Below are 25,651 nucleotides of genomic sequence, written 5' to 3' on the forward strand. Positions count from 1 at the left end.
CCGCTTCCGGCCCGCGCCATCCGGTCACATCCCAGGTCGTCACAAACCATCAGCAAGGAGATCCCATGAGCACCAAGACCGCCCTCATCACCGGCTCGACGAGCGGAATCGGTCGCGCCACCGCACTCAGGCTCGCCCGCGACGGTATCCGTGTCGTCGTGTCCGGCCGCGATACTCAACGAGGGCAGGGGGTAGTGGAACAGATCCGTTCCGAAGGCAACGCGGCTTACTTCGTCCGCGCGGACCTACGTGATGCACAGTCCGCCGTCGAACTCGCGGCCAAGGCCACCGAGGTCGCCGGCGAAGCCCTCGACATCCTGGTGAACAACGCGGCGATCGGGGCCGGTGGCCCGACCGCGGGCACCGAGGAGTCGACCTTCGACGCGGTGCTGGCCACCAACCTGAAGGCCCCGTTCTACCTGGTCGCGAACATCGCACCCGTAATGGCCGCACGCGGCCGTGGAGCGATCGTCAACGTGTCCACACTCGCCGCCGAGGTCGCGCTCCCCGGTCTGTCTGTCTACGGGGCGAGCAAGGCCGCCCTGGACCTGTTGACCAAGAGCTGGGCAGCTGAGTTCGGCCCCGCCGGCGTACGGGTAAACTCCGTCAGCCCCGGCCCGACCCGTACTCCGGGATCGGAATCCCTGGGGGAGTATCTGCAACAGCTCGCAGCGCAGGCCCCGCTGGGTTTCGTCGCCAATCCGGAAGACATCGCCGCGGCCATCGCGTTCCTCGTCAGCGATGAGGCACGGTTTGTCACGGGTACCGTGTTCGACGTGAACGGCGGACGCACCATCGTGTGAGAACGGGTAAGGCTCAGCTACCGGCGGTGATGGGTCGTCGCGGCCAGGACCACCATCAAACGGCGCCCACCGCTGTCAGCCGCGTACGCGATTCCGGCGCCGGCCCGGGTCCGGGCCTGTTCCTGGCCGAGCTGGAGCTGTGGTTGCTCGGCCCGGCGCTCGGCATTCCGACAAGGTTGCCCGGCTCCTCGTCCCGTCCTAACTCGCGGGCGGGGCGATCTGACGCGGGCGGGTCGGCTTCGACCCGGCGAGAGGGACCCCTGTCCGCTGCCGCCCTTGCCAAGGCCACGCCACTCAGAGGTCCCGCCGTGGCACTCTCTGGTCGTTTCGCCAGAGGTCGACGGGCGGGCCGATCAAATCCAGGCGTGGCTGGCTCTCGCCTGCCGTGGCGACCGTCCGACGATGGTGTCGGGCGCCTCCCGATGGGTGCCCGGCACCGTCGTCTGGACGAATCCAGGGCAGGATGCCAACCTCAGGCTGGTGAGGCGCCCTGTGCGAGCAGGGAGAGGTGATCCCACTCCTCCCACAGAGCAATTCGGCGCGCGTACTCCGGGCGAAGCAACTCCAGGCCATTCGCGCCGAACAGCACGCGCAGCGGAGGATTGGGGTGATCAGCGACAGCCAGCATCGCCTGAGCGGCCGCAGCCGAATCACCCGGAGCGATTCCGGTGCCCTCGAAGCCGGCCATCAGCGCTGTACGTGCATGGTCGTACTCGGGCATTTGCGGAGCGGGAGTACCGAGCTCGCTCGGAAACGTGAGTGGCTCGATAATCGTCACGTAAATTCCGTGATCCGAGACTTCTGCCGCCAGAGCCTGGCTCAACGCCTCCAGCGCCCACTTTGTTGCGTGATAAGTCCCCATGATGGGGGTGGCGATGACTCCACCCATGGACGAGATCTGGATGATACGGCCGCGGCGACGCTCCCTCATGTGCGGCAGAACTGCCTGTGTGGCATACAGAGCGCCGAAGTAGTTGACCTCCATCTGCACTTTTGCCTGCGCGGCACTGACTTCCTCAATGGCACCCATCACCGCCTGCCCTGCGTTGTTGACCAGGATGTCTATTCCGCTGAACCGTTCCTCGGCAGTCTCGATCGCCTTATGCACCGCCACCTCGTTCGTGACATCGAGTTCGAGCGGGAGAACCAGGTCGCCGTAGCTCTCGACGAGGGGGCGCAACGCGTCGGCAGATCGTGCGGTCGCAGCGACACGGTCGCCGCGGGAGAGCGCGGCTTCCGCCCACCGGACACCCAGGCCTCGCGACGCTCCTGTAATAAACCAGGTCTTAGGGGTATTTGTCGTCATGCTAGTAACTCCTTCTAGCCTTCACTATCAGTGGATGTCAGGCTCGGCGCATCGACGGCCAAGCCGGGCGAGTGGTCTCGCTCGCCAGGTCCATCGCGACGAGCAACTCGGGAGGAAGCGGCGCGCCCTGCACCCCGTCAAGGTTCTGGACGAGATGTTCGGGTCTGGACGCGCCGAGGATGATGCCGTCGCCATGCGCGGCACCAAGGTGAGAGTGGTGCACGAGCCAGCGCAGGGCAGCGTCGGTGGGTAGGACACCCCACGCTTCGCAACCAGCCCTGAACTCACGCATTGCCTGCAGGTACGGCTCGTTCCAATATCGGCGGCGGTACTCGATGCCCTGAGGGTGCCCCTGGTCGAATCGAGAGCCGGTGCTCACTGACTCGTCGTTTCCGAAGCCTGACGCGAAGGCGCCGCCAGCGAGTGGGTTGTATGCGTAGAAACGGATGCCCTGCTCGTGAAGCAACGGCAAGAGTTCGGCCTCCGGCGAGCGGGACGCGGCGTTGTACAGGCCCTGGTAAACGGTCGGGCGGACCCAGCCTTCGCGCGCCACGATGGCGAGCGTCTCCTCGACATCCTCCGGAGCGATATTGCTCAGTCCGAACTCCGTGATGAGGCCTTCCTCATACAGCTCATGGACGGTACGCAACGTGTCTTCCCAGCGGGTGTCCCGGCCACGCACGTTCAGATAGAGCAGTTCGGCCCGTGCCGCACCAAGCCGCTTGAGGCTGGCATCCAGTGAGGCGCGAAGCACCTCCGGCTCGTGGCCCCTGGCCGTAGCGACCGGGTCGTAGCGCAGGGCGATCTTGAAGTGGTCGAGGGTGCGCAGATCGCCGAGCATCTGTTCACACGAGCCGTCGCCGTAGACGTAGCAGGTGTCGATCTCGCGGTAGCCACGGCTATGGAAGTGGTCGAGCATCCGCCTCGCCGTGGAGGTGTCGCGGACGCGTACTCCTCTGCCGTGGTAGCCGAGTGTCATGGTGCCGAAGATGATCCGCTCGACGGGCACGGAGTCCCCCTCATCCAACTGGGCCGACATGTCCACGGAAACGGAGAGACATCTCCGTTACAGCCACGGTACCATAGCGGAGATGCGTCTCCGATTCCTCGGATGCGTGACGGGGAGGACGTATGGACGAGAGCACACGCCCAGCCCAGCCGCCCGACGGACGGGCACTGCGCAAGGATGCGGAGCGGAACCGCTCTGCGCTCATCGCCGCCGGGAGCGAGCTGTTCGACGCGGCAGGGCTGCTGCCGACGCTTGACGATGTCGCACGACGAGCCGGAGTCGGCGTTGGCACCGCCTATCGTCACTTCCCCAACAAGTACGCGCTCGCGCAAGCAGTGTTCGCCGAGACGGTCGACACGATGCTCGAAGCCGCAGAGCGCGCGGCATCGATGGAGGACGCGGCCGACGGGCTCGTGGCCTTCTTCGAGGCGGTGCTCGAACCGCAGGCGAACAAGCGCGCCCTGGGAAAGCTTCTGAGAGGCGCGCCGGGCGAAGGCCCTGGAGCCGGCGACATCCGGGCGCGCGTGGAGCGCTGCATCGACCACCTGTTGCAGCGTGGTCGGGAGCAGCGGGTGATCCGGGCCGACGTCGCAGCCACCGACATCGGCGTCCTGATGTCCCTGATGGCTTACCTCATCGAGACCTTCGGCGAGGCGAACCCACGGCTCTGGCGTCGCCTTCTTCCGATTCTTCTTGATGGCCTACGTGCGGACGCGCCGACTGCGCTGCCGGAGCAACCATTGAACACATCCGAGTTCCTCAGCCGCCTCACCGCGGGCTAGGTTGTGTCTCGGGTCTGTGGATCCGAGGGTGTTTCCGAGAGCCGTGCACGGCCTGACCTGCGGACCTCGACCCCCGCGCAGCTGGCCCGCGCGGCGGTGGAGGGCATGCTGTGCGTGCTCGCCGACGGGCTGGACGCGATGATCGGGCAGGGCACGTCGGTCAACCGGGTCATCCTGGTCGGCGGTGGCGCCCGCTCGGAGGCGGTGCGCCGGATCGCGCCTGCGGTCTTCGGCTGCCCCGTGCTCGTGCCACCGCTGGGGGAGTACGTCCGGCGGCGGCCTACTGGTCGGTTCCTTGGTCGCGAGGGCCGTCGCAAGCAGGGCGTGCAGCCGGTGATGGTCTGCGGCCGTGCCCGGTCGAGGTCATCCGGATGCGACGGGGCGCCTTCGCGGGACCACCTCGGATACGGCCGTTTCCGATTGGATTCGGAGTCGGCGGGTAGCCGGTGGGGTGGGCAAGAGTGAGATCAAGGATTATGGGTTGCTGGCTGACGGGCGTACCGCCGCGTTGGTCGACCGGACCGGTTCGGTGAACTGGTGGTGTCCGTCCCGTTTTGACGGGCCGTCGGTGTTCTGCCGGCTGTTGGACGAGGACGGCGGGCACTGGTCGATTCGCCCTCGGGACGGGTTCGAGGTGGAGCGTGCCTATGTGAAAGGCAGCCTGGTCCTGCGTACGGTCTTCACCACCGCCCAGGGCTCAGTGGCGGTGACCGACATGCTCGCCCTGGAGCCCGGGGTGCGGGGGCACCAGATTGGGCGTCGTTCCCCCGGTGTCCTGATCCGGGTGGTGGAGGGGCTCTCAGGTGTGGTGCCGCTGGAAATGTCATATTCACCCCGATTTCAGTACGGTCGGGTGCACGGGTATCTGGTGCGACGGGACGAGGCACTGGTGGCCACCGCCGGCGCGACGACGTTGAGAATGACCGCCAGCGTGCCGCTGAACAACAACAGCGACGACGCCTCGGCACACTTCCGGGTAGGGACGGGCCAACGGGAAACATTCGTCCTCGCCTACGCCCCGACGTACGGCGAACCGGGGAGGCTGGCGATCGACGCTCAGCAGGCGGTCGACGAGACGGTCGAGTCCTGGCGGTCCTGGGCACGGTTGCACGAGTACCAGGGGCGTTATGCCGAGCTGGTCCGGCAGCACGCCCTGGTGCTGCAAGGGCTCACGTATCAGCCGAGCGGGTCGATCGTCGCCGCCGCGACGACATCCCTGCCCGAGCAGATCGGCGCCGACCGCAACTACGACTACCGCTACGCCTGGCTGCGGGACTTCAGCATGACGTTGCACGCGCTCTGGGTCGCTGCCTGTCCCGACGAGGCGAACCGGCTGTTCAGTTGGGTCGCCTCGACCGTCGGCCAAGTTGGTGACCGCCCGGTGCCGATCATGTCCGACGTCGAGGGCGAGCGGGACATCTCGGAACGTCAGGCCGACACACTGCGCGGATATTCGGGCAGCACGCCGGTCTGGATCGGCAACGAGGCATGGCGGCAGCGCCAGCTCGACGTACTCGGTGAGGTGTTGGACGCGGCCTGGCTGTTGCGCGACTACCTCGACCCCATGCCCGAGGAGGTTCGCGACCTGCTGCGCAGCCTCGCCGACCGGGCGGCCGGCGCGTGGCGGGAGCCGGACGCCGGAATGTGGGAGGCCCGCGACATGCGCCGGCACTACCTGTCGTCCAAGGTGTTCTGCTGGGTGGCGCTGGATCGGGCGGTTCGCTTCGGTGAGCGGATCGGCGACGCCGACGACCTGGCCCGCTGGACGAGGGCGCGGGACGAGGCGCGGGACACGATCCTGCGCGAGGGCTGGAACGACGACGTGGGTGCGTACACCGGGGCCTTCGGCTCCGACAAGCTCGACGCCAGCGTGCTCGTCATGCCGATCGTCGGGTTTCTGCCGGCGACCGACCCCCGGATGCGGGCCACGATGGGGATGATCGAGGATCAGCTCTCGCACGGCGGCCTGATCCGCCGATGGGACGGTGACCCGGCGGCCTTCTTCCTCTGCTCGTTCTGGATGGTCACCTGCCTCGTGCTCGCCGGCGAGCACGACCGGGCATCCGCGCTGTTCGAGAATCTGGCCGACAGCGCCAACGATCTGGGGCTCTTCGCCGAGCAGATTGACCCGTACAGCGGGGCCCAGCTGGGTAACTTTCCGCAGGCTTTCTCGCACATCGGACTGGTCCTCGCGGCATGGCAGCTCAACCGTGTGTCAACCGACACGATGTAGCGTTCGCAGATCTGCCGTCGTGCTCCGGCCAGGGCGACGGCGGTCTAGCTCTGCCCGGCCAGGGCGGCGGCGGTCTAGCTCTGCCCGGCCAGGTCGGCGCAGCCGGTCTCCTCGGGAAGCAGCGGCCGGAATACGATCTTCCACTGTTTGCCGTCCGATTCCCATGGTGTGTCGGCGTTGGCCTTCCGGGCCGCGTCGACCACCTTGCCCGCCTCGTCGTCGGCGGCCACCACGCAGCCGACGTCGAGGGTGGCGTTGAGCCTGTCGCCAGGCAAGGCCGGTCCCGGCCAGGCTACGGCGGGCTGGGCCGGCAGCGCCGGATCGGGCTGCGTCACGTGCGGCGTCGCGATCGCCGCGATCGCCACCGCCGGATAGGGTTCCGGCTCCTTGACTGTGCCGGCACCGAGCGTGGCGCGCACGTCGCTCAATTCGTTGACCAGTTCGGAGAGCTTCTCGCGGGCCGCCTTCTGCGCGTCGCTCAGGCCGCCGGCCTCCTTCATACCGAGCGCGACGACCTCCAGCGTCCTGCTGCCCTCGGGGTGGCCAGCGTGAACCGGGTGTTCTGCACGTCGGCGACCGGCGGCTGGCCGAGGTCGGTGGCGGTGCCCACGCCCGCCTCCTGCGCTTTCTCGAGCAGTGTCTCCACGTTGTCGGCGGAGATCACCGTCTGTAGCAGGTGAGGTAGCGCCGGGCCGGGGTAGGCAAGAGTCGTCGGCCCCAGGGTGATCACCCGACCGTCGCCGTAGATCGACACCAGGGGCAGACGGCTCGGGATCGTTTCGACGGGCACGAAGCCGCCGGTGTGATCGATCCGCAGCACGACGGCGTCGCCGTCCAGGGACCCGACAGGTGCCGGAGGCGGGCTTCCGACGCCAGGCTGGGGGCCGCATGCGGTCAGGAGAAGTAACGCAGGTACGGCCGCCGCCAGACCCAGGAGGGGTGTCCGTGTCGTCATGCCGGTCAGACGACGAGAACGGAGATCCGGTTCCCGGCGACCGTGGCACGCTCGAAATGACAATCCGCTGGTCCCCCACCCCGACCTCGGCGACCGCACCAGGATCATGTTCGACCGCGTGGATGCCGCCGTCATCCCGTCCGAGGGGCTGACCCCGGAGTGGGTCGCTGCCTTCCTGTCGCCTCCGGGGGATGGAGGCCCTCGTCGAGGAACTCCTCCACCAGCGGGGCCAGCAGCGCGGCCCGCTGCGGCAGCGAGGCGTGTGTGGTGCCGGGCAGGATCGCGAGGCGGCAGCGCGGCAGCCCACAGACGTCGCCGGGCACGCCGCCGCCGAGCAGCCGGAACATCCGTACGGCATGTTCCGGCCGTACGATGTCCGCGTCACCCACCACGACCAGCGCGGGGACCCGTAACGCCCGGATCTGCGCGGGCGTCCACTCGGGCGGATGCGCGTCCAGCACCGCCATCTTGGTGACGAGGCGGTCCCAGCCGGCCCGGTCGGGCGCGGTCCGCAGGTATTCCTCGTGCAGCTCCGAGCCGTACAGGTGCTCGGGCCGCAGGCGCTGGGCGCCGTCGAGCAGCCCGGGGTGCAGGCCACCGCGGTCGAAGGTCGACGAGGCGAGCACGAGGCGGCCTGCCCGCGCCGGGTGGTGGGTGCCGACCCGCAGTGCGACCGCGGCGCCCAGACCCCAGCCGAGCACGTCCGCCTGCGGCAGGCCGAGACGGTCCAGCAGGTGCACCACCTCCGCCGCAAAACCCTCGACGGTGTACGGGCCGTCGCAGTCGGGAGTCCGGCCGTGCCCCGGCAGCTCGATCGCGACCACGCGCCGCCTTTTCGCCAGCAACGGCATCAGCACGCCGTACGACGTACGGATGCCGGACAGTGCGGCCGGCACGAGGATCAGCGGCCGTCCCGGGCCGGTGCCGTGGTCCTCGAAATAGATCTCCATGGGTCCAGCGTGCGTGGCTCCGCTTACGGTCGACTTACCGCCGTAGCATGTCCCGCTGTGCGTTTCGGGATTCTCGGTCCGCTCGCCGTCACCACCGACGACGGCGAGCCCGTGGTGGTGCCCGGCGCCAAGGTGCGGATGCTGCTCGCCGACCTGCTGGCGCACCGCAACAAGGTGGTCTCCGCAGACCGGCTCATCGAGGATCTGTGGGGCGACGACGCACCCGCGAACCCGGCCGCCGCGCTGCAGGTGCGCGTGTCGCAGCTGCGCAAGGCGCTCAACGACGCCGAACCGGGCGCCCGTGACCTGATCGAGTCGCGGCCCCCGGGCTACCGGCTGCGGGCCGACGATGTGGACGCCGACCGGTTCGCCGCGCTCGCCGACGCGGCCGACGTGGTCCGGCTCGGCGCGGCGCTCGCGCTCTGGCGCGGCCAGGCGTACGCCGACGTGGCCGACCAGGAGTTCGCCCGCGCCGAGGCGACCCGGCTCACCGAGCAGCGCCTCCTCGTGTACGAGCGGCTCGCCGAGGCCCGGCTGGCCTGCGGCGAGCACGACATGGTGGCTGCGGAGCTGGCCGAGCTGGTCGAGCGCCATCCGCTGCGGGAGGGCCTGCGCGGTCTGCACATCCGAGCCCTGTACGCCGCCGGGCGGCAGGCCGAGGCCCTGGAGAGCTACGCCGGGCTGCGCGAACGACTCGCCGACGAGCTGGGCCTCGACCCGGGCCCCGAACTGGCCGCCCTGTACCGGCAGATCCTCGACCAGGACCCGGGCCTCAGCGCCCCGCCCAAGTCCGCGATCGTCCGGAACAGCCTGCCCGCCCAGCTGGACGAGCTGATCGGCCGGGCCGAGGCCCTGACGGAGCTGCGCACCCTGATCCCAGCCGGCCGGCTGCTCACCCTGGTCGGGCCGGGCGGGGTGGGCAAGACCCGGCTCGCCGCGGCGGCCGCAGCCGAACAGGTGCAGCCGGACGGCGTACATCTGGTGGAGCTGGCGCCGCTTCCGGCAGCAGACACGCGGGTGGCGGAGCAGGCGCTCGGGGTTCTCGGTCTGCACGAGGCACCGGGCACGACCGGGTCTGCGGCCGACCGTCTGGTGGCGGCGTTGCGGCACCGCGAGATGCTGCTCGTACTGGACAACTGCGAGCATGTGATCGGGGCGGTCGCCGCACTGGTCGGGCGGCTGCTCCGCGATGCGCCCGGGGTGCGCGTGCTGGCCACCAGCCGCGAGCCGCTGCTGCTCGCGGGCGAACGGATCTGGGAGGTGGGTCCGCTCGCGCTGCCGTCCGACCCGACCGACGTCGACGCGGTACGGCGGTCGGCCGCAGCCCGGCTCTTCGTGGCGCGCGCCGCCGCTCAGCACCGGGGGTTCCGGCTCGACGAGCAGACCGCGCCGGCCGTGGCGCAGCTCTGCCGCCGGCTGGACGGCCTCCCCCTGGCGCTGGAACTGGCCGCGACCCGGGTGCGCGCTCTCGGCGTACAGGGCGTGGTGGATCGCCTTGACGACCGCTTCCGGCTGCTCACCACGCGGCAGCGGGATGTGCCGGAACGGCAGCGCACCCTGACCGCGGTGATCGCGTGGAGCTGGGATCTGCTGGACCCGGAGGATCGAGCGGTGCTCGCGCGGCTCTCGGTGTTCCGCGACGGCTGCACACCCGAGGCCGCCGAGCAGGTGTGCGACGCCGGCCTGGACGCCGTGGACCGGCTCGTGGAGCGGTCGCTCGTGGTGGCCGAGCCGGGGCCGCGTTATCGGCTGCTGGAGTCGGTCGCGGAGTTCGGCGCCGCGCAGCTCACCGACGCCGCCGCGATCCGGAGCCGGCACGCCGCGTACTTCCGGTCGCTCGCCGAGCGCGCCGATCCTCTGTTGCGCGGCGCCGAGCAGCGGGAGTGGCTCGCGACCCTGGACGCCGAGCGAGCCAACCTGCAGGCGGCGCTCACTCACGGCGGTGGACTGCGGCTGGCACTCGCACTCACCTGGTACTGGGTGCTGCGGGGCCGGCTCAGCGAGGCCCGCGCTGCCCTGGCGCTGGTCGGCACGGCCGAGGAAGAGCGCCTCGCCGCTCCCTGGCGACTCGGTCTCGCTCTGCTGCAAGGCGAGCGGGTGCCTTCGGACGTACAGGATGTGCTTGCTCCTGACACGGCCGGGCGGGCGGTCTGGTTCGTGGCGAACGCCGTGCTGGAACGGGGTTACCTGGCGCTCGCCGCGCAACTGCTGCCGGAGGAGTTCGACGACTCGTGGACCGAGGCGGCGGTGCTGACGTCGCGGGCGATGCTCGCGCACGCGGCCGGTGATCCGCCCGCGCTGGAGGCGGCTGCCACCCGCAGCGACGCGCTCTTCGCCGAGCTCGGCGACCGGTGGGGGCGGCTGCGGGCCAGCGACTGGCTCGGCGGGCTGGCGGAGTTCCGTGGCCAGAACGAGCGGGCCGCCGCCGTGCACCGGGAGGGGCTGCGCTGGGCGACCGAGCTTTCGCTGTGGCCCGAGGTCGGTGGCAAGCTGTCCTGGCTGGCCTGGCTAGCTGTGCAGGGCCGGGAGTACGAGGTCGCGCGGGAGCTGGCAGAACGCGCCTACCGGCTGGCCGTCGAACAGGGGGCGCCCGCCGCGGTAGTGTTCGCCGAGATGGGCCTCGGCATCGCCGCCCGCCGCTCGGGCCGCCTCGACCAGGCCGTCACCCACCTGACCCGGATCGCCGACCAGGGCCGGATCGAGCCGCAGCCACCGCCGTACCTGCCGATGATCCTGGTCGAGCTGGGCTACGCGCGCGAACTCCAAGGCGACCCGTCGGCCGCCCGGGCACTGCATCTGGAGGCGTACGACGCCGCCATCGGCTCCACCCGTGACGGCATCGGCGCGGTTGAGGGCATGGCCGCGTTGGCCGAGCCCTCCGTGGCGGCCCGGCTGCTGGGCGCCGCAGCCACCGCCCGCGATCACAATGCCGCCCCGGCCGCCCCGGCCGAGCAGGACGAGCTCGACCGGACGGCGCGACGGGCGGTTGCTTCGATCGGCCAGGAACGCTTCGACGACCTGGTGGCCGAGGGCGCGAAGCTCTCCCTCGATCAGGCGGTGGCCTTGGGCCGGTAGGTGGCGACGATGACGCCGTTCTTGAAGACCCGGGTGTCGATCAGTTCGAACGTGGCCTTTACGTTGCTCAGCACACTGGTGAAGCTGGGAACACCCTCGATGACCGGGTGGATCCAGAACTTCACCTCGTCGACCAGGCCGGCCTTGACGAGCTGCGCGGCGACCCCGCCGTACCCGTACTGCACGATGTCCTTGCCGTCCTGGGCCTTGAGCTTCGCGACCGCCTCGACCAGATCCCCTTCCAGCACCTCGGTGTTCTTCCAGGAGGGGTCCTTCAGCGTCGTCGACGCCACGTACTTCTTCACGTTGTTGAAGAAGGCGGCACCGGTGGCGGGGTCGCTCTCGTCCATGGCCGGCCAGGCCTGTGAAAAACCGTCGTAGGTGGCCCGGCCCATGATCAGCGCGTCCGCGCCGGTGGTGAGTTCGGCGGCCAGCTCGGCTGCCTCCTCGGCGAAGTAGGGCGACGTCCACATGGGGTTCTCGACGACGCCGTCGAGGGTGAGGTAGGTGGAGTTGATGAGCTTGCGCATGGGATGTTCTCCAAGGTGGTTGCGGTGTCGCTGCTGACAGGGAGAACTCTGCCGAGGACCGCTTACGATTTCCTTCAGATTCCCTTCGAGGTGGGCCTGGGCGTGGAATCTGCGTGGTGCCGAGGCGGGTTCGGGCCCGGCCATGTTCGCCCTGGCGTGTCTCCTCGATTCACCATCCGAAGGAACCAACGGACAGCCTGCACCCGATCCACCGGCTCACCTACGCCGTCGCGACACTGTCCGTTGAGCAGATCGGGCAGGCGGCACGTCCGGGTGGGCGGGAAGAGGACGCGCGAGCCCTGATTGCACGAGCCCAGGTGACATCCGGTTCGTGCATCAGGCCGGTCAGGCGGCCGGTTTGCTGAGGGGCGGCCGGTGGCCTCCGTGGGACGCGATCAATGCCTCTGCCACGAGTTCGGCATCAGCTTCTGCGACGTCCGCTGGGTACTCCGGTAGCAGGTCGTCCCAGACGACCAGCCACGATCCGTACAGTTGGGCCTGTCCCTCGGGCCGGGCGAAGAACCAGACGTGCAGGTGGGCGCCACCATCTCCGATGCGGTAGACGTGGGCGCGCGAGATGTGCGGCAGCGCCTGTACGTGGCGGACGATGCGAGTGCTCAACAGCCCCAGTTCGGCTGCCAGTTCGTCAGGTAGATCCGCCATGTCGTAGTGATCGCGCGGATACAGCATGAGCACCAGCGGGACCCCCACTCCCGGAATCCGGACCAGCCGCCAGTGATCGTTGAACCAGATCCCTTCGTCCCGGTCGCGGCACGCGTTGCAGTCCGACGGATCCTTGCCGTGCCGCGCGGGCTCTGGGAGCACCGGCGGGCGCAACGGCGCCACGCGCAGGCCGTCCGGCTCGAACGGACTGATCTCCCATCCCGTCATGCGTGCCAACGGAAGCCGGGCCCCGCCGTCCGCGGCGGCGACTGCGTGGTCATAGAACTCGTCCGGTCGCAAGGCCATGCGGCGAAGACTAGTACGACAGGCCCGGGAGCCGATCTGGGCGACCCGAACACACTGGCCGCACTCGATACGTCAGTTCAGGATGCCGGAAACCCCCGGCCACCGGAGACTGAACGTGACGAATCTTTGTCTGCCTGCGCGCAGGGTCGGCGGCAGATTCGGACGCTTGGCACCCGTGAGGCGAGGCCCGCATGCTCGTTGACGAGCTGATGCTTATCCGCGTCCGTTCCTCTCGCCGCGTGCTCTTCCTACCCCGGTGGAACCAAGTGACGCGGCTGGTGCCAGCTCGGCCGCCAGGTTGTCCCACGCTTTGTAGCCGCCCGGTACCGGCCAAGCCCGGGTAGGTCCCTCGGTACGGGCGATTCCGCGCAGCTCCGTAGCCAGGTGGTTGCCCAGATGAGCGATGCGGGACCCATCAAGTGGTCCTGCGGGCCGGCTCTGGAGATCGACAATGCGTCCCTCGTACGCTCGCAGGGGCGGCTGCTGAACTGCTGAGATCCATCGAGGATCTGCGGTGGGCGCGAGTACGACCACCTCCGGTGCACCGCCCTCGGCGAGCGCTGCGGCGATCCGGTCGTGGCCGTCGACGACGAGCAATACGTTCAGCCCGCTCACCCACCACAGCAGGGCAGGAGGCAAAATGCCCTCTCGGTGTTGCCGCCGGTACGACTTGACACGGGCCGCGGTGTGCGGGGACAGGCGTCGCAGTGGAAGGACGTCGCGGACGTCTTCGTCGGGGTCGCCATAGCCGAACCAGGTGATGTGGCCCTGGTCGGGGTCGATGACGTGAACACGCCGCCAATGCCCCGGCACCGCCCAGCGTGGCATGCCCCAGGCGAGGGTCCAGCGACCGACGTGCAAGGGGCCCTCGGGTCGAGCCTGTAACCACGCCGCGAACTGGTGCGTCCAGCGCGCCGCCCACGCGTCGTCATCATCGCTTGTCTCCCGGGCGCGGCGAGCGTGACGGACAGGGATGGGAGGCAGCGGAGACTCATACAGTCCGGTACGGCAGTAGTACACGCCGCGATGCTGGGCTCGCTGGCGACCCAGGAGAACGACGCGGTCAGCTTGGCGGATCAACAGCCTTCGCCCGCCCGTGGCCTCCACCCGCAGCTCGGGCAGGCCTGGGCGTGAGACATCCAGTTGCAAACCGGCCCAGCGATGGCCCGGAGACAGCGGATCTGAACGCACGTCGTAATCATGCTACGGCTGCCTGCTTGCATGGACGGCGGCAAAAGAGCGCGCCACAGCGATGCCTGCTGGTCTTCGCCGACGTGTGGATACGCGTATGAAGGGCTACTTTCGCGCGCTGTGACAGTTGGGGTGCCCGACGGCTCCGACAGCTAACCAAGATCATCACGATGACCACCATGCGTGAGATGTGAGTCACTGCCCAATTGAGGGAGGAGCGTCCACTTCGGCCACTTTTGGATCTTGGACCGTTACCCGTTCGTGATCGTGTCCGGCGTTTTGATCATGGGACAGTGGCGCCCGGCCTTACGCGGTCGACACCCGCAGGCTGGTTGGTTCCTTGATCTAACGGGGTGAGGGTGCGATGAGACGACACGCGGTGCTGTCGCGTGGGGCGCGGATCCGGGGCGTACTCGCCGCAGCCGTGGCCACGACGCTGCTGGGCAGCGCGGTGGCGGTCACCTCCGCCCCGGCGGCGGTGGCCGCCAAACTCACGCCACCGCTGGCCACTCCCGAGGTCCGGGCAGTGCGCGGAGTCAAGCCCCTTCCGACGCACTTCGCGTCGCCGGCAAAGCCGTCCAAGCCCTTCGCCCCGGTCCGGACCAGCTGGCCGGCGGCCGGCACGAGCACCCTCACCCTGGGCACCCCGTCCGCCGCGGTCAGCGGCGCCCGGACGGCGAAGGTACGCGACGACCGCTCGCCGATCTGGGCACAGGCGGCGGCCGACGGCGAAGGCCGTTACTCCGGCCCGCCCGCGCTCGACGTCCGGGTGCACGACCGTGCGGCAGCACAGGCAGCGGGTGTCGCCGGAGTGCTCCTGTCCGTGGCGGGCACCGGTACCGCCACCGCGAGAACCACCGGTGCCGAGGTCCAGGGCGAGGTCACCGTCGGGGTCGACTACTCCTCTTTCGCGCAGGCGTACGGTGGCAACTACGGCCTCCGGCTGGGCCTGGTAGCCCTACCGGACTGCGCCATCAGCACCCCGGCGCAGCCTGCCTGCCGGAAGGCGACGCCGCTCCCGTCGACGAACGACGCCGGCAGCCAGAGCGTGTCGGTGCGGCTGAAGCTCACCGGCACGGCTCCCGTGGTGCTCGCGGCTGTCGCCGCCGCTGCCGATGGTGGCAAGGCAGGCACGTACGCGACCACCGACCTGATGCCATCGGGCTCCTGGCCAGCCGGGACCAACACCGGATCGTTCACCTACTCGTACCCGATGGCGGTGCCGACGTCCTCGTCGCCCCTGGTCCCGTCGTTGTCACTCAACTACGACTCGAGCGTCGTGGACGGACAGACCGCCGCGACCCAGGCCCAGGCGTCCTGGGTCGGCGAGGGCTGGTCGACCCCGAAGTCGTTCATCGAGCAGTCGTTCGTGTCGTGTTCGGACAACCCGGGTGGCAGCGCTTCGCGGGTGTCCACCTCGGACAGGTGCTACGACGGGCCGATCCTGACCCTGTCGCTGAACGGCTCGTCGTCCTCCCTGGTCTGGGACGCGGGCAAGAAGGTGTGGAAGCCGAAGAGCGACAAGGGCGAGGTGATCACCCACGTCACCGACACCAACAACGGCACCGACACGTACAACACCGACTACTGGCGGGTGACACTGCGCGACGGCACCAGCTACGAGTTCGGCCGCAACCAGGTGCCGGGCTGGTCTTCGGGGAAGCCGACCACGAACTCGGTCGACGTCCAGCCGGTCTACTCGCCGCACCCGGGCGACCCGTGCTACAACGCGGCCGGGTTCTCCTCGTCGGTCTGCACCATGGCGTACCGCTGGAATCTGGACTACGTCAAGGACATTCGTGGCAACGCGATGGCGTACTACTACAAGCAGGACGTCAACTACTACGGCCGTAACAAGGGCACGAGCAACGTCTCGTACACCCGCGACAGCTACCTCGCGCGAATCGACTACGGCTTCCGTGACGGCGGCGCGTACGGCACCGTGCCGAACCAGGTCTCGTTCAACACGGACAACCGTTGTCTGTCGGGCACCTGCGCACCGCTGGGCGAGAGCACGAAGGCGAACTGGCCCGACGTGCCGTACGACCTGGTCTGCGCGGCGGGCACGACCTGCATGCCGTGGAGCCCGTCGCACTTCTCCACCGTCCGGCTGAAGTCGATCAGCACCCGGCAATGGTCGACCGCGTTGTCGAGGTACGAGCCGGTGGACACGTACCTCCTTGAGCACCGCTTCCCGGCAACGGGTGACGGAACGTCCCCCACGCTCTGGCTGGACTCGATCACCCACACCGGGTCGACCACCAAGACCGACGGGTCGACCGAGTCGATCGCGCTTCCCCCGGTCTCGTTCGGTGACGTCGAGCTGCAGAACCGGACCGACCCGGACGGCCTGCCGGCCCTCATGCGTCGCCGGATCGGCACCGTCACCACCGAGACCGGTTCGGTGATCACCGCAACCTACGAACTGCCGAAACCGTGCGCCACCCCGGTGACCATCGACCCCGCCACCAACACCTCCTCCTGTTACCCGGTCTTCTGGACCCCCCACGGCTCTGCCGATCCCATCCGGGACTGGTTCAACAAGTGGGCGGTCACCAAGGTGACCTCGACCGACCCAACCGGGGGAGCGGCGCAGACCGCGACCAGCTACAGCTACACCGGCGGCGCCGCCTGGCACTTCGACGACAACGAACTCGTCAAGGCGAAGAACCGGACCTACGGGCAGTTCCGGGGCTACGCCAAGGTGCAGACCAGAAACGGTGACGGCGTCGACGACCCGCAGACGTTGTCCGAAACCACCTACTACCGAGGCATGTCGCGGAACAACGGCGGCGCGGCGGTGAGTATCACCGACTCCCAGGGCGGCAAGCACGACGACGCCGACGAACTGGCTGGCATGGTGCTGGAGTCGACGTCCTATCGCGGCGACAACAGCCCGGTCGACAGTTCCACCATCACGTCGTACTGGGTATCGGAGGCCAGCGCGAGCCGCAGTCGCACCGGCCTACCCGCCCTGACCGCGAACGTGGTCGCTCCGGTGCAGACGTACAACCGGCAGGCGATCACCGGAACCGGAGCGACGACCTGGCGGGTCACCCAGACCGACAGCAGCTACGACACCGCCACCACCAGCACTTCCTTCGGTCTGCTGCAACGCACCTACGTCCACACGGTGCCGGCGGACCCGGCCTACGACCAGTGCACCACCAACACGTACGCCCCGGCGAACGTGGCGAAGAACCTCGTCGGACTGCCCGCTGAAACCGAAACCGTCGCGGTGGCCTGCGGCGGCTTCACCCAGGGCTCCCCGGCCTCGGTACCGGGAAGCGTCAACACCCTGACCGCCCCGGGTACGGTGTCCCGCCCGGCCCAGGTCGTCAGGGCCGTCCGGACCTACTACGACGACCAGGACTGGTCCACCACCTGGCCGCAGCCGACAGCACCGAGCACCGGCGACGTGACAATGACCCGTACCGCCTCCGACCACACCGCGGGCGCGTACGTGTGGCAGACCACCAGCCGAGGTAACCCGTACGACCTCTACGGCCGTCCGACTGTCGCCTACGACGCCAACGGCAACAAGACGAGCTCGTCGTACGCGGTGAACGCGGTCGGACTCACCACCGGCGTCAGTGTCACGAACCCGCTGAACCAGACCTCGTCCACCACCCTGGACACCGCACGGGGTCTGACGCTCACCTCGACCGACCCGAACGGTGTCGTCACCACACAGCAACACGACCCACTCGGTCGCATCAAGGCGGTATGGACCGACTCGCGGGCGACCAGCCTGCCGGCGAACTACACCTTCGACTACCAGGTGTCGAAGACCGGTGTCACCGCCACCACCACGAGGAAGATGAGCGAGCTGTCGCTCTACCAGACCTCGGTCACCATCTACGACGCGCTGCTGCGTACCCGGCAGGTCCAGTCGATGACGCCGAACGGCGGCCGGATGGTCACCGACTCGTTCTACGACAGCCGGGGCTGGGTCACCCGTACCTACAACGGCTGGTGGGACGACACCACCCTGCCCACGGTGTCGACCCCGGCCAGCGCCGCCGACCTACACAAGCAGGTCGCGAACCAGACCTGGACCACCTACGACGGCCTCGGTCGGGCGGTGATCGTCACCGCCGCGAAGGACGGCGTCGCCGTCTCCACGACAACCACCGTCTACAACGGTGACCGGACCACCGTGGTCCCACCGGCCGGCGGTGTCACCAGGACCAGCGTTCTCGACCCACTCGGACGCACCAGTCACCTGCTCGAATACACGACCCGACCGACGGTCGACAACCCGTCGAACACGTTCACCGGCGTCTTCACCATCACCGGCGGCGACACGGTCGACACCAGCTACGGCTATGACGCCAGGGGCAACCAGACGACCGTCACGGACACTGCCTCGAACACCTGGACGTCGACCTACGACCTGCTCGGCCAGGTCGTCGCCAAGTCGGACCCGGACGCCGGCACCAGTACCATGCGGTACGACGCCAACGGCAACCTGATCCAGGCCACCGACGGTCGGAACAAGACGCTGTCGTACACCTACGACGCCCTCAACCGGAAGACGGGCAGCTACGCCGCCACCGTCGAGGCGCAGTCGACCACCAACCGGGTCGCCTCCTGGGTGTACGACAACTCCGACAACGCCGTGCCCACGATGAAATACCCGGTCGGGCACCTGACCACCAGCACCTCGTACGTCAACGGCGCCGCCTACACGGTCCAGTACAAAGACTTCAACATCTTCGGCAAGTCGCTCAGCGAGACGGTCACGATCCCCGCGACCCTCACCGGGCCACTCCTTGCCGGTACGTACACCTACGCCCACAAATACGCCACCACGACAGGCCTACACACCAAGGACGTCCTGACGTCCCACGGCGGGCTGCCGAACGAGACCATCAACTACGCCACCACCGGCGTGTTCGACCTGGTCACCGCCGTGGCTGGGCAGAACAGCTACGCCCTCAACGTGCTCTACGACGCCTATGGCCGGGTCGCCCAGCAGGTCCTCGGCAACTCGACCAACCAGGCATCGGTCACCTACACCTACGACCCGCACAACGGCCGGCTCACCGACCAACTCGTCAGTCGCGGCACCGCCACACCCAAGGACATCGACAAACAGAGCTACTCCTACGACCCGGCCGGCAACATCCTCCGCGAGACAAGCACGCGGCTCTCGGCCGCCACCCCGTCCGAAACCCAGTGCTACGCCTACGACGGCCTCGCCCGGCTCACCTCCGGGTGGACCGCCACCGACAGCTGCGCAGCCGCCCCGACCACGACGAACCACACCATGGTCGGAAACAGCATCGGCGCGGGCAGTGCCTACTGGACGAGCTGGCAGCTCAACCCGATCGGCAACCGCACCCAACAGGTCGAGCACAACCTGACCGGCGGTGTCGACACCACCACGAACTACCAGTACAGCACCACTGCGCCCCACGCCCTGACCTCGACCACGGGTGACCCGGCCGGGACCACGACCTACGGGTACGACACCGCCGGCAACATGACCAGCCGCAACGCCGGCCAGGGCAACCAGACACTCACCTGGAACGAGGCAGGCAAGCTCACCGCCGTCACCGGCGGCACCGCCGGCAACAGCGAGCTGGTGTACGACGCCGACGGCAACCTACTGCTGGAGAAGAACCCGTCGGGCACCGTGCTGTACCTGCCGGGCGAGCAACTCGAACTCCGCAACGGCGCCACCGCGGTCACCGGCACCCGCTACTACCCACTACCGGGCGGCGGCAGCGCCATCCGTACCGGCACCGGTACCAACTTCTCGTTCGCCGTCGCCGACAACCAGGGCACCCCGGGTCTCTACCTCGACTCGACCGCCCAGATCCCCACGTGGCGGCAACACACCCCCTACGGCGCACCACGAGGTGCGACCGGCGCATACCCGGACAACCGCGGCTTCCTGAACAAGCCGGTCAACCTCGACGTCGGACTCGTCCACGTCGGCGCCCGCGAGTACGACGCTGTCACCGGCCGGTTCGTCAGCGTCGACCCGGTCCAGGACCTGACCGAACCGCAGCAGTGGAACGGCTACGCGTACGCCGACAACAGCCCCGTCACCATGAGCGACCCCTCCGGGTCGGGCCCGGAACGCGGCAGCGGAAGCGGCTACGACTCCTGCGACAACGTGGTGGAAGCGGCGTCAGGATCGGACGCGGCGAAAACGTACGGCGGTTGGAGCAACAACACCCCGTGCTAAGAACGCTCACATCGCCGCGGGCGCGTGGGAGTACGGGTCTTGGCTTCCTGAACGGTGGTCAGGAAGCCAAGACCGGTGGGGGGTAGGTCAGGCGGTCGTGCGGGCGGCGGTGTCGATGAGCTTGGTGACCGCGTCCGGCGCCGTGATGAGGGACAGGTGGCCGGCGTTCACCTTCACCACGTGTGCTTTCGCGTGTCCGGCCATCGCAAGCTGCGCAGCCGGGGGGATGAGCTTGTCCTGGGTGCCGACGAGGGCCCAGGACGGGATCGACGCCCACGCCGGTGCACCGGAATGCTCGCCCAGTGCGACCAGCGAGGTCGGGCTCTGCGATGCCGCGAGCACCGCGATCTGCGACTTCGACAGCCCGGCACCCAACGCCGCTTCGAACACCTTCGGCAGCAGGTAGGTGTCGTAGATGCCGGCCGGAGCACCCGGGTACGGAAGGAGTTTGAACACCGACGTCGGGTTGGTCCCGGCGGGCGCGAGCACGGAATCGGGGCTGGTGAGCTCGGCCACGCTCTGGTTCGCGTCGGGGATGTAGGCATCCACATAGACCAGCGCTTTGACGTTGGCGTTGCCGGTGGCCGCGTTGGTGATGACCGCGCCGCCGTACGAATGTCCGACAAGGACGACCGGGCCGGTGATCCCGCCGAGGAACTCGCGCAGATAATCGGCGTCGCTGGACAGGCCGCGCAACGGGTTCGGCGCGACGACCACCGGGTAACCGTCGTGCTGTAGCCGGCTCACCTCGCCCGACCAACTGGACCCGTCAGCCCACGCACCGTGCACGAGCACGACGGTCGGTTTGGCCGATGCGGGACGCGGATGGTGGGAGTGCGCGACGTGACTCGTCGAGGCCTGCGCGGTGCCGATGCCGGCACCACCAAGGGTGAGGGCACCGATGGCCACGCCTACGTAGATGAGGCGGCGCCGGAAGGACAACTTCACGGTGTTTCCTTTCACTGCTGGAAAAAGTCGAGCAGGGCGGCGTTGACCTGATCGGTGTGGGTCCAGGCGATGGCGTGCGGCCCGCCCTCGATGACGAGCAGTCGCATATCCCCGATGAAGGCGGACAGCCGCTGGCCGGTCACTCCGATGGGTAGGACCCGGTCCTGGTCGCCCTGGATAACGAGTACCGGCACGTCAATCTTGGACAGGTCTTCACGGAAGTCGGTGAGCCAGGTCGGGATACAGGCCACCGCGGCGAGGGGAGATCCGGACACGGCCACGTTCCAACTGGCCCGGAACGCCTCGTCGCTGACCAGCGAGCCGCCGTAGACGTCGAGGTTGTAGAAGTTCTCCAGGAACTGCTTGAGCCACACGTACCGGTCCGCCCGCGCGGCCTGGATGAACCCATCGAACAAGGACTGCGGTGCGCCTTCGGGATTGTCGTCCGTTCGCAGGAGGAACGGGGGGATCGGCGACAACAGTACGGCCTTCGCGACCCGCCCGGTGCCGTAGCGACCCAGGTACCGGGCAACGTCGCCGGTCCCCATCGAGTGACCCACGAGGATGGCGTCGCGCACGTCCAGTTTCTCGAGCAGCACGTTCACATCGCTGGCGAACGTGTCGTAGTCGTATCCACTGGCGGGCTGGCTGGAATTTCCCCAACCCCGCCGGTCGTACGTGATGACACGGTAACCGGCTGCGAGCAGCGCGGCGACCTGCTTCTCCCAGGCCCGCCCGCTGAGTGGGTATCCGTGACTGAGTACCACCGGCGTACCGGTGCCGTGATCTTCGTAATAGATTTCGATCGGGTTGGCTCCCTCTGAGCCAACGGTGACACGGGGCATGCAGACTCCTTGGGCTTGCGTTCCGCTCTGGGAACCTTGCCGAAGGTACGGATATTGCGCCGTTTCGCGAATCACCCGAATCGCGTAGTCCCCGTGTTTGTCGACCGACTCGACGGACAACGAGAGATGGGGGATGCGGGGGAGTCGGGGCAAGCTGCAGGCTGGGCCGAATAGCGAAGCCGGTCCCCTTCCATCACTAGGATGTCAATCGTGAGTACGCCCGACCGCAGGCTCCCGGACACGCCGCGGTCCCACTGCGAGTTCAAGGTCTTCGGCGGTCTTGGCGCCCGGCGGGACGGCTCGGAGGTCGATCTTGGTCCGGTTCGCCAGCGGATCATCCTGGCCAAGCTCCTCGCCGCCGGGGGTGACGCGGTCAGCCTCGACAACATCATCGACGGCGTGTGGGACGAACAACCGCCGCCCAGCGCCGCCAACCAGATCCACCGGCACGTCGGGCACCTCCGGCGGATTTTCGAGCCGGACCTGGACGTCCGCGAAACCGGTCGGTACCTCCTACCGGCCGGTACGGGCTACCGGCTGGCCCTCGCGACCGAGGACTCCGACCTTGCCATGTACCGCGAGTTGGTCCGGCGCGCCCGCGAGGCGCTCGCCGGCGGGGACGTCGTGGCCGGCGTACGGGCGTACCTGACCGCTCTGGAGCTCGGCCGCAGCCCGGCGTTCACCGACCTTCCGACCAGTGCGTTGAGCGCGCCGGAGTTCGTCGCCATCGAACGGGAGCGCGCCGCGGTGGCGGTCGCGGCCAGCGAAGCCGCGATCGCCCACGACATGGCCGGCACCGTGTTGACCCCACTCCTGAGCGTGGCCGCCGCGGCGCCGCTGGACGAGGCGCTACAGGCGTGCCTGATGCGCGCGTACGTGGCCACCGGTCACCGGGCGGAAGGGGTGCGGGTCTTCGAGCGGACCCGTCAACGTCTCGCCGAGGAACTGGGGGTGGACCCCGGTCCGGAACTACGGGAGGCGTATCGGGAACTGCTCGCCAGCGGCTGGAGCCCGCAGGACGAGCCGCGCCCGCCGGACGCTCCCCGGCCCGCGCAGCTACCGCCGCCGGTCGCGGGCTTCGTCCGACGAAACGACGTGGCCGCCGTACTCGACGACCAACTGTCCGACGCATTCGGCGATGCGACCATCGTGATCACCGCGCTCGGCGGCATGGGTGGCATCGGCAAGACCGCTCTCGCCGTGCACTGGTCCCACCAGATCGCCGACAAGTTTCCCGATGGCCAGTTGTACCTGAACCTGAGGGGCCTGGATCCGGACGGACGCGTCGTGTCATCGGAGGACGCCCTCGCCACATTGCTCGCGTCACTGGGTGAGCCGGCGGTCTCGTCACCGCAGGAGAACGTCGACGCGCAGGCGGCTCGTTACCGCAGTCGCCTTTCCGGTCGTCGCGTCCTGATTCTCCTGGACAACGCACGCGACTCCGACCAGGTCCGCCCGCTGCTGCCAGCCTCCCGAGGCTGTCTGGTCATCGTGACAAGCCGCAACCGGATGACGAGCCTGGTCACCCGAGAGGGCGCACGTTACCTGCAGGTCGATCGGCTGACCGGGGCCGAGTCCAGACAGCTTCTGATCAACCGCCTCGGCACCCGCCGCGCCACCATCGACCCGGACGCGTTGGACAGGGTCATCACGCTCTGTGCCGGGCTGCCGCTCGCGCTGGCGATCGTCGCGGCCCGCGTGGCCCTCAATCCGGCCCTGCCACTGAGCGCGGTCGTCACCGACGTCTCGGCGCCATCCGCCAGACTCGACGCGTTGTCCAGCGCGGACTCGTCCGACGATGTCCGGTCGGTGTTTTCGTGGTCGTACCGTGCCCTCGATCCATCAACGGCGCAGGTGTTTCGTGCCCTCGCCGCCCATCCGGGTCCAGGGATCTCGCTGGAGTCGGTGGCCAGCGTCGCCGGAGTCGGCCGCGTACGGGCGCGCGAACTACTCACGGAGTTGATGACCGCGAATCTGCTCAACGAGTCGCAGTCCGGGCGGTACGTTCTGCACGACCTGCTGCGGGCCTACGCGGGTGAGCTTCTCGACGAGGATAAAGAACGGCCGGAGTGTGAGCGGCGTCTCATCATGCATTACCTGCACTCTGCCCGCGCCGCGTACGCGAGGCACCACCGGATGCCGGTCGGCACCGTCAACGAACCGCCGTCGGATGTGACTCCTGAATCGTTCGACAGCGTGCCACAGGCTGCCGCGTGGTACGCACGGGAACGGCCCGCGCTGTGGGCGACGATCGATCTGGCCCTCGCACATGGCCTGGGGCGATACGCGGCGGCTATGGTCCTCGCCGCATCAGCACCGGGCAGCAACTCCATACCGGCGGGCCGGACACAGACCGTACTCGCGATCCTCGATTTGGTCAGCGCGCTCGGCGAGCCGCTGATGGAGGCCGAACTTCTTCGCACCGTCGGTGAGGCCTTCGCCCCGCTGCCACAGGCCGACGAATATCTACGTCGAGCCTTGTCCATCTTCGAAGGCGCCGGAGAACTCGCCGGACAAGCCGACGTCCTGCGAAACCTCGCCGTGCTCGCGCTGTCGCGTGGCGACCACGACGCCGCCAACGCGTATGGCGAACGCTCGGCGAGTCTTGCCCGGCAGACGGGAAGCCAGGAACTGCTCGCCGTCTCGCTGCTGACACTCACGAGCGCGCGCCTGGGGTCCGATCGGTTGGAGGCCGGCACACGGGTCGCGGACGAAGGACTGGCCATTGCGGTGGCGAAGCACCTCGATCACCTGAAGATCTACTACGCACAGCTCATCGCGGAGTCCTCCTGGAAACTCGGCCGGCTCGAACGAGCGGTGAAGGTGTCGGAATGGGGATTGGCGGAAGGCGTCTGTGAGTCGAACGGTCCCCGGTGTGCCATCGCGGCGATCCTCGCGCGGGCCGCATTCGACCTGGGCGACCAGGTTCGCGCGGAACGGGGCTGCCAGCAGTTCGAGAACCTGATCGCCGACAACGGCTTCCGGGAACTCATCGAGGTCTCCGGCATCGGGGAGGCCGAGGGATACCGCGACATGGTCGCGTATGTCCGGGCCCGGCTGAGCTTGATGAGCGGCGCGTCGTAAGCGGGTAGGGCAAGCACTCAGTCTGCACTCGTCGTGCACCGCGGTGCGATCGGATGGTCGTCGAGACCCCGAACCCTCGCCCGAGGAGCACCATGCACTGCGCCGTATCCGAGCCTGCCCGAGTCCTTCCCCGTGCGGTCCTGACCCCACGACAGGAACAGATCGCCCTGCTGGTGGCGGCAGGCTCCACCAACGTCGAGGTCGCGACGCACCTGGTCATCAGCACCCATACCGTCAAACATCACCTACGCGGGGTGTTCCACAAGCTGGGCGTCGCATCCCGCCGCGAACTGCGCACCACCCTGCCCCACCCCGACACGACCAACCGCTTCGCCCAGAGCTGCTGCCTGACCAGCCAGGAGCGCGACATCGCCCGCCGGGTCTCGAACGGCGCGTCCAACCGCGAGGTGGCCGCACAACTGTTTATCAGCCCGAGCACGGTGGACTATCACCTACGCAAGATTTTTCGCAAACTCGGCATCACCTCACGCCGAGAACTGGCGAGACGAGACGCACCTGCCGCGCCACGATCGGACAGCGCACCGTTGGCCGCGAAGTCCGGGCATGGTCGTCCGGGACCAAACTCCGGTTTGCCCTCACCGCGGCCGGGCTCAGCCTGATTCGGACATCGCAACTGCCCTGACCACGTCAAGCCAATCCTGCGGTGATCGATTGGCGCCCAGTGTGGGGTGTGCGGAGCGACTCGGGTGTCCGCGTCGGTGTGCTGCTCGACCGGCTCGCACACCCGCCCGACGATTTGACGGGCATCGGT

17 protein-coding genes and 1 pseudogene are annotated in these 25,651 nt (G+C 68.5%); 8 read left to right on the top strand and 10 right to left on the bottom strand.

All coding sequences use genetic code 11. The annotated features are described in order from the left end of the window. The first annotated feature begins 65 nt into the window (after nucleotides 1-65). Complete coding sequence (locus OIE47_RS26880; protein WP_326557289.1) at nucleotides 66-803, top strand: SDR family NAD(P)-dependent oxidoreductase; 738 nt, start codon at nucleotides 66-68, stop codon at nucleotides 801-803. 472 nt (nucleotides 804-1,275) lie between these two features. Here the strand turns inward: OIE47_RS26880 and OIE47_RS26885 are convergent, their stop codons facing one another. Both OIE47_RS26885 and OIE47_RS26890 read right to left on the bottom strand, forming a co-directional pair. Next, nucleotides 1,276-2,109, bottom strand: a complete 834-nt coding sequence (locus OIE47_RS26885) for an SDR family NAD(P)-dependent oxidoreductase (RefSeq protein WP_326557290.1) — start codon at nucleotides 2,107-2,109, stop codon at nucleotides 1,276-1,278. Between the two features lie 37 nt (nucleotides 2,110-2,146). Next, the gene (locus tag OIE47_RS26890; protein ID WP_326557291.1) at nucleotides 2,147-3,118 is read right to left on the bottom strand and encodes an aldo/keto reductase family protein; all 972 of its coding nucleotides are present in this window, start codon (nucleotides 3,116-3,118) and stop codon (nucleotides 2,147-2,149) included. A gap of 122 nt (nucleotides 3,119-3,240) precedes the next feature. Between OIE47_RS26890 and OIE47_RS26895 the strand changes: the two genes are divergently transcribed. From OIE47_RS26895 to OIE47_RS26905, 3 genes and pseudogenes are all read left to right on the top strand, one after another. Beyond that, nucleotides 3,241-3,900 (top strand): TetR/AcrR family transcriptional regulator, encoded by a 660-nt coding sequence (locus OIE47_RS26895; RefSeq protein ID WP_326557292.1) that lies wholly within the window; start codon nucleotides 3,241-3,243, stop codon nucleotides 3,898-3,900. A 40-nt stretch (nucleotides 3,901-3,940) separates the two neighbouring features. After that, a pseudogene (locus tag OIE47_RS26900) lies at nucleotides 3,941-4,170 on the top strand (FGGY-family carbohydrate kinase); the annotation flags it as partial. Nucleotides 4,171-4,351: 181 nt separating this feature from the next. Then, complete coding sequence (locus OIE47_RS26905) at nucleotides 4,352-6,133, top strand: glycoside hydrolase family 15 protein (protein ID WP_326557293.1); 1,782 nt, start codon at nucleotides 4,352-4,354, stop codon at nucleotides 6,131-6,133. Nucleotides 6,134-6,207: 74 nt separating this feature from the next. Here OIE47_RS26905 and OIE47_RS26910 read toward each other — a convergent pair whose 3' ends face one another. The 3 genes from OIE47_RS26910 to OIE47_RS26920 all read right to left on the bottom strand — a co-directional run bounded on the left by OIE47_RS26910 (nucleotide 6,208) and on the right by OIE47_RS26920 (nucleotide 8,038). Then, the gene (locus tag OIE47_RS26910) at nucleotides 6,208-6,633 is read right to left on the bottom strand and encodes a hypothetical protein (protein ID WP_326557294.1); all 426 of its coding nucleotides are present in this window, start codon (nucleotides 6,631-6,633) and stop codon (nucleotides 6,208-6,210) included. Then, nucleotides 6,630-6,953 carry a hypothetical protein gene (locus OIE47_RS26915; RefSeq protein WP_326557295.1) on the bottom strand — a complete coding sequence of 108 codons (324 nt, stop codon included), beginning with the start codon at nucleotides 6,951-6,953 and terminating at the stop codon, nucleotides 6,630-6,632. Before OIE47_RS26915 ends, OIE47_RS26910 begins: the two co-directional genes overlap by 4 nt. A 266-nt stretch (nucleotides 6,954-7,219) precedes the next feature. Next, nucleotides 7,220-8,038 (bottom strand): alpha/beta fold hydrolase, encoded by an 819-nt coding sequence (locus OIE47_RS26920; protein ID WP_326557296.1) that lies wholly within the window; start codon nucleotides 8,036-8,038, stop codon nucleotides 7,220-7,222. A 57-nt stretch (nucleotides 8,039-8,095) separates the two neighbouring features. On the opposite strand from OIE47_RS26920, the gene OIE47_RS26925 reads away from it, so the two are divergent. Continuing rightward, entirely contained in the window at nucleotides 8,096-11,113 is a 3,018-nt protein-coding gene (locus OIE47_RS26925) for a BTAD domain-containing putative transcriptional regulator (RefSeq protein ID WP_326557297.1), read from the top strand. On the opposite strand, the gene OIE47_RS26930 is transcribed toward OIE47_RS26925, so the two are convergent. Together OIE47_RS26930 and OIE47_RS26935 are read right to left on the bottom strand one after the other, a co-directional pair. Further along, a complete protein-coding gene (locus tag OIE47_RS26930) occupies nucleotides 11,089-11,643 on the bottom strand; it encodes a dihydrofolate reductase family protein (protein WP_326557298.1) in 555 nt (184 codons plus the stop codon). The two genes, OIE47_RS26925 and OIE47_RS26930, sit on opposite strands and share 25 nt — an antisense overlap. Before the next feature lie 345 nt (nucleotides 11,644-11,988). Continuing rightward, on the bottom strand, nucleotides 11,989-12,612 hold the full coding sequence (locus OIE47_RS26935; RefSeq protein WP_326557299.1) for a hypothetical protein: 624 nt from the start codon (nucleotides 12,610-12,612) through the stop codon (nucleotides 11,989-11,991). A gap of 1,555 nt (nucleotides 12,613-14,167) precedes the next feature. Between OIE47_RS26935 and OIE47_RS26940 the strand changes: the two genes are divergently transcribed. Then, the gene (locus tag OIE47_RS26940) at nucleotides 14,168-20,002 is read left to right on the top strand and encodes an RHS repeat domain-containing protein (RefSeq protein ID WP_326557300.1); all 5,835 of its coding nucleotides are present in this window, start codon (nucleotides 14,168-14,170) and stop codon (nucleotides 20,000-20,002) included. Between the two features lie 87 nt (nucleotides 20,003-20,089). Here the strand turns inward: OIE47_RS26940 and OIE47_RS26945 are convergent, their stop codons facing one another. The 3 genes from OIE47_RS26945 to OIE47_RS26955 form a co-directional block, all read right to left on the bottom strand. Then, nucleotides 20,090-20,965 carry an alpha/beta fold hydrolase gene (locus OIE47_RS26945; RefSeq protein ID WP_326557301.1) on the bottom strand — a complete coding sequence of 292 codons (876 nt, stop codon included), beginning with the start codon at nucleotides 20,963-20,965 and terminating at the stop codon, nucleotides 20,090-20,092. Then, on the bottom strand, nucleotides 20,962-21,795 hold the full coding sequence (locus OIE47_RS26950) for an alpha/beta fold hydrolase (protein WP_326563257.1): 834 nt from the start codon (nucleotides 21,793-21,795) through the stop codon (nucleotides 20,962-20,964). The genes OIE47_RS26945 and OIE47_RS26950 overlap by 4 nt, the downstream gene beginning before the upstream one ends. Nucleotides 21,796-21,999: 204 nt before the next feature. Further along, complete coding sequence (locus OIE47_RS26955) at nucleotides 22,000-22,245, bottom strand: hypothetical protein (RefSeq protein WP_326563351.1); 246 nt, start codon at nucleotides 22,243-22,245, stop codon at nucleotides 22,000-22,002. A gap of 120 nt (nucleotides 22,246-22,365) precedes the next feature. Between OIE47_RS26955 and OIE47_RS26960 the strand changes: the two genes are divergently transcribed. Continuing rightward, complete coding sequence (locus OIE47_RS26960; protein WP_326563258.1) at nucleotides 22,366-24,879, top strand: ATP-binding protein; 2,514 nt, start codon at nucleotides 22,366-22,368, stop codon at nucleotides 24,877-24,879. A 53-nt stretch (nucleotides 24,880-24,932) separates the two neighbouring features. Beyond that, nucleotides 24,933-25,499 carry a response regulator transcription factor gene (locus tag OIE47_RS26965; protein WP_326557302.1) on the top strand — a complete coding sequence of 189 codons (567 nt, stop codon included), beginning with the start codon at nucleotides 24,933-24,935 and terminating at the stop codon, nucleotides 25,497-25,499. Nucleotides 25,500-25,651: the final 152 nt, after the last annotated feature.

Origin of the sequence: Micromonospora sp. NBC_01796, assembly GCF_035917455.1 — a bacterium.
Lineage (GTDB): Bacteria > Actinomycetota > Actinomycetes > Mycobacteriales > Micromonosporaceae > Micromonospora_G.

Excerpts from the sequence above, each read along its gene's own strand:
- OIE47_RS26880 (WP_326557289.1), top strand. The coding sequence starts at position 66 with ATGAGCACCAAGACCGCCCTCATCACCGGCTCGACGAGCGGAATCGGT.
- OIE47_RS26885 (WP_326557290.1), bottom strand. The coding sequence starts at position 2,109 with ATGACGACAAATACCCCTAAGACCTGGTTTATTACAGGAGCGTCGCGA.
- OIE47_RS26895 (WP_326557292.1), top strand. The coding sequence starts at position 3,241 with ATGGACGAGAGCACACGCCCAGCCCAGCCGCCCGACGGACGGGCACTG.
- OIE47_RS26910 (WP_326557294.1), bottom strand. The coding sequence starts at position 6,633 with ATGAAGGAGGCCGGCGGCCTGAGCGACGCGCAGAAGGCGGCCCGCGAG.
- OIE47_RS26920 (WP_326557296.1), bottom strand. The coding sequence starts at position 8,038 with ATGGAGATCTATTTCGAGGACCACGGCACCGGCCCGGGACGGCCGCTG.
- OIE47_RS26930 (WP_326557298.1), bottom strand. The coding sequence starts at position 11,643 with ATGCGCAAGCTCATCAACTCCACCTACCTCACCCTCGACGGCGTCGTC.
- OIE47_RS26935 (WP_326557299.1), bottom strand. The coding sequence starts at position 12,612 with ATGGCCTTGCGACCGGACGAGTTCTATGACCACGCAGTCGCCGCCGCG.
- OIE47_RS26940 (WP_326557300.1), top strand. The coding sequence starts at position 14,168 with ATGAGACGACACGCGGTGCTGTCGCGTGGGGCGCGGATCCGGGGCGTA.
- OIE47_RS26950 (WP_326563257.1), bottom strand. The coding sequence starts at position 21,795 with ATGCCCCGTGTCACCGTTGGCTCAGAGGGAGCCAACCCGATCGAAATC.
- OIE47_RS26960 (WP_326563258.1), top strand. The coding sequence starts at position 22,366 with ATGTACCGCGAGTTGGTCCGGCGCGCCCGCGAGGCGCTCGCCGGCGGG.
- OIE47_RS26965 (WP_326557302.1), top strand. The coding sequence starts at position 24,933 with ATGGTCGTCGAGACCCCGAACCCTCGCCCGAGGAGCACCATGCACTGC.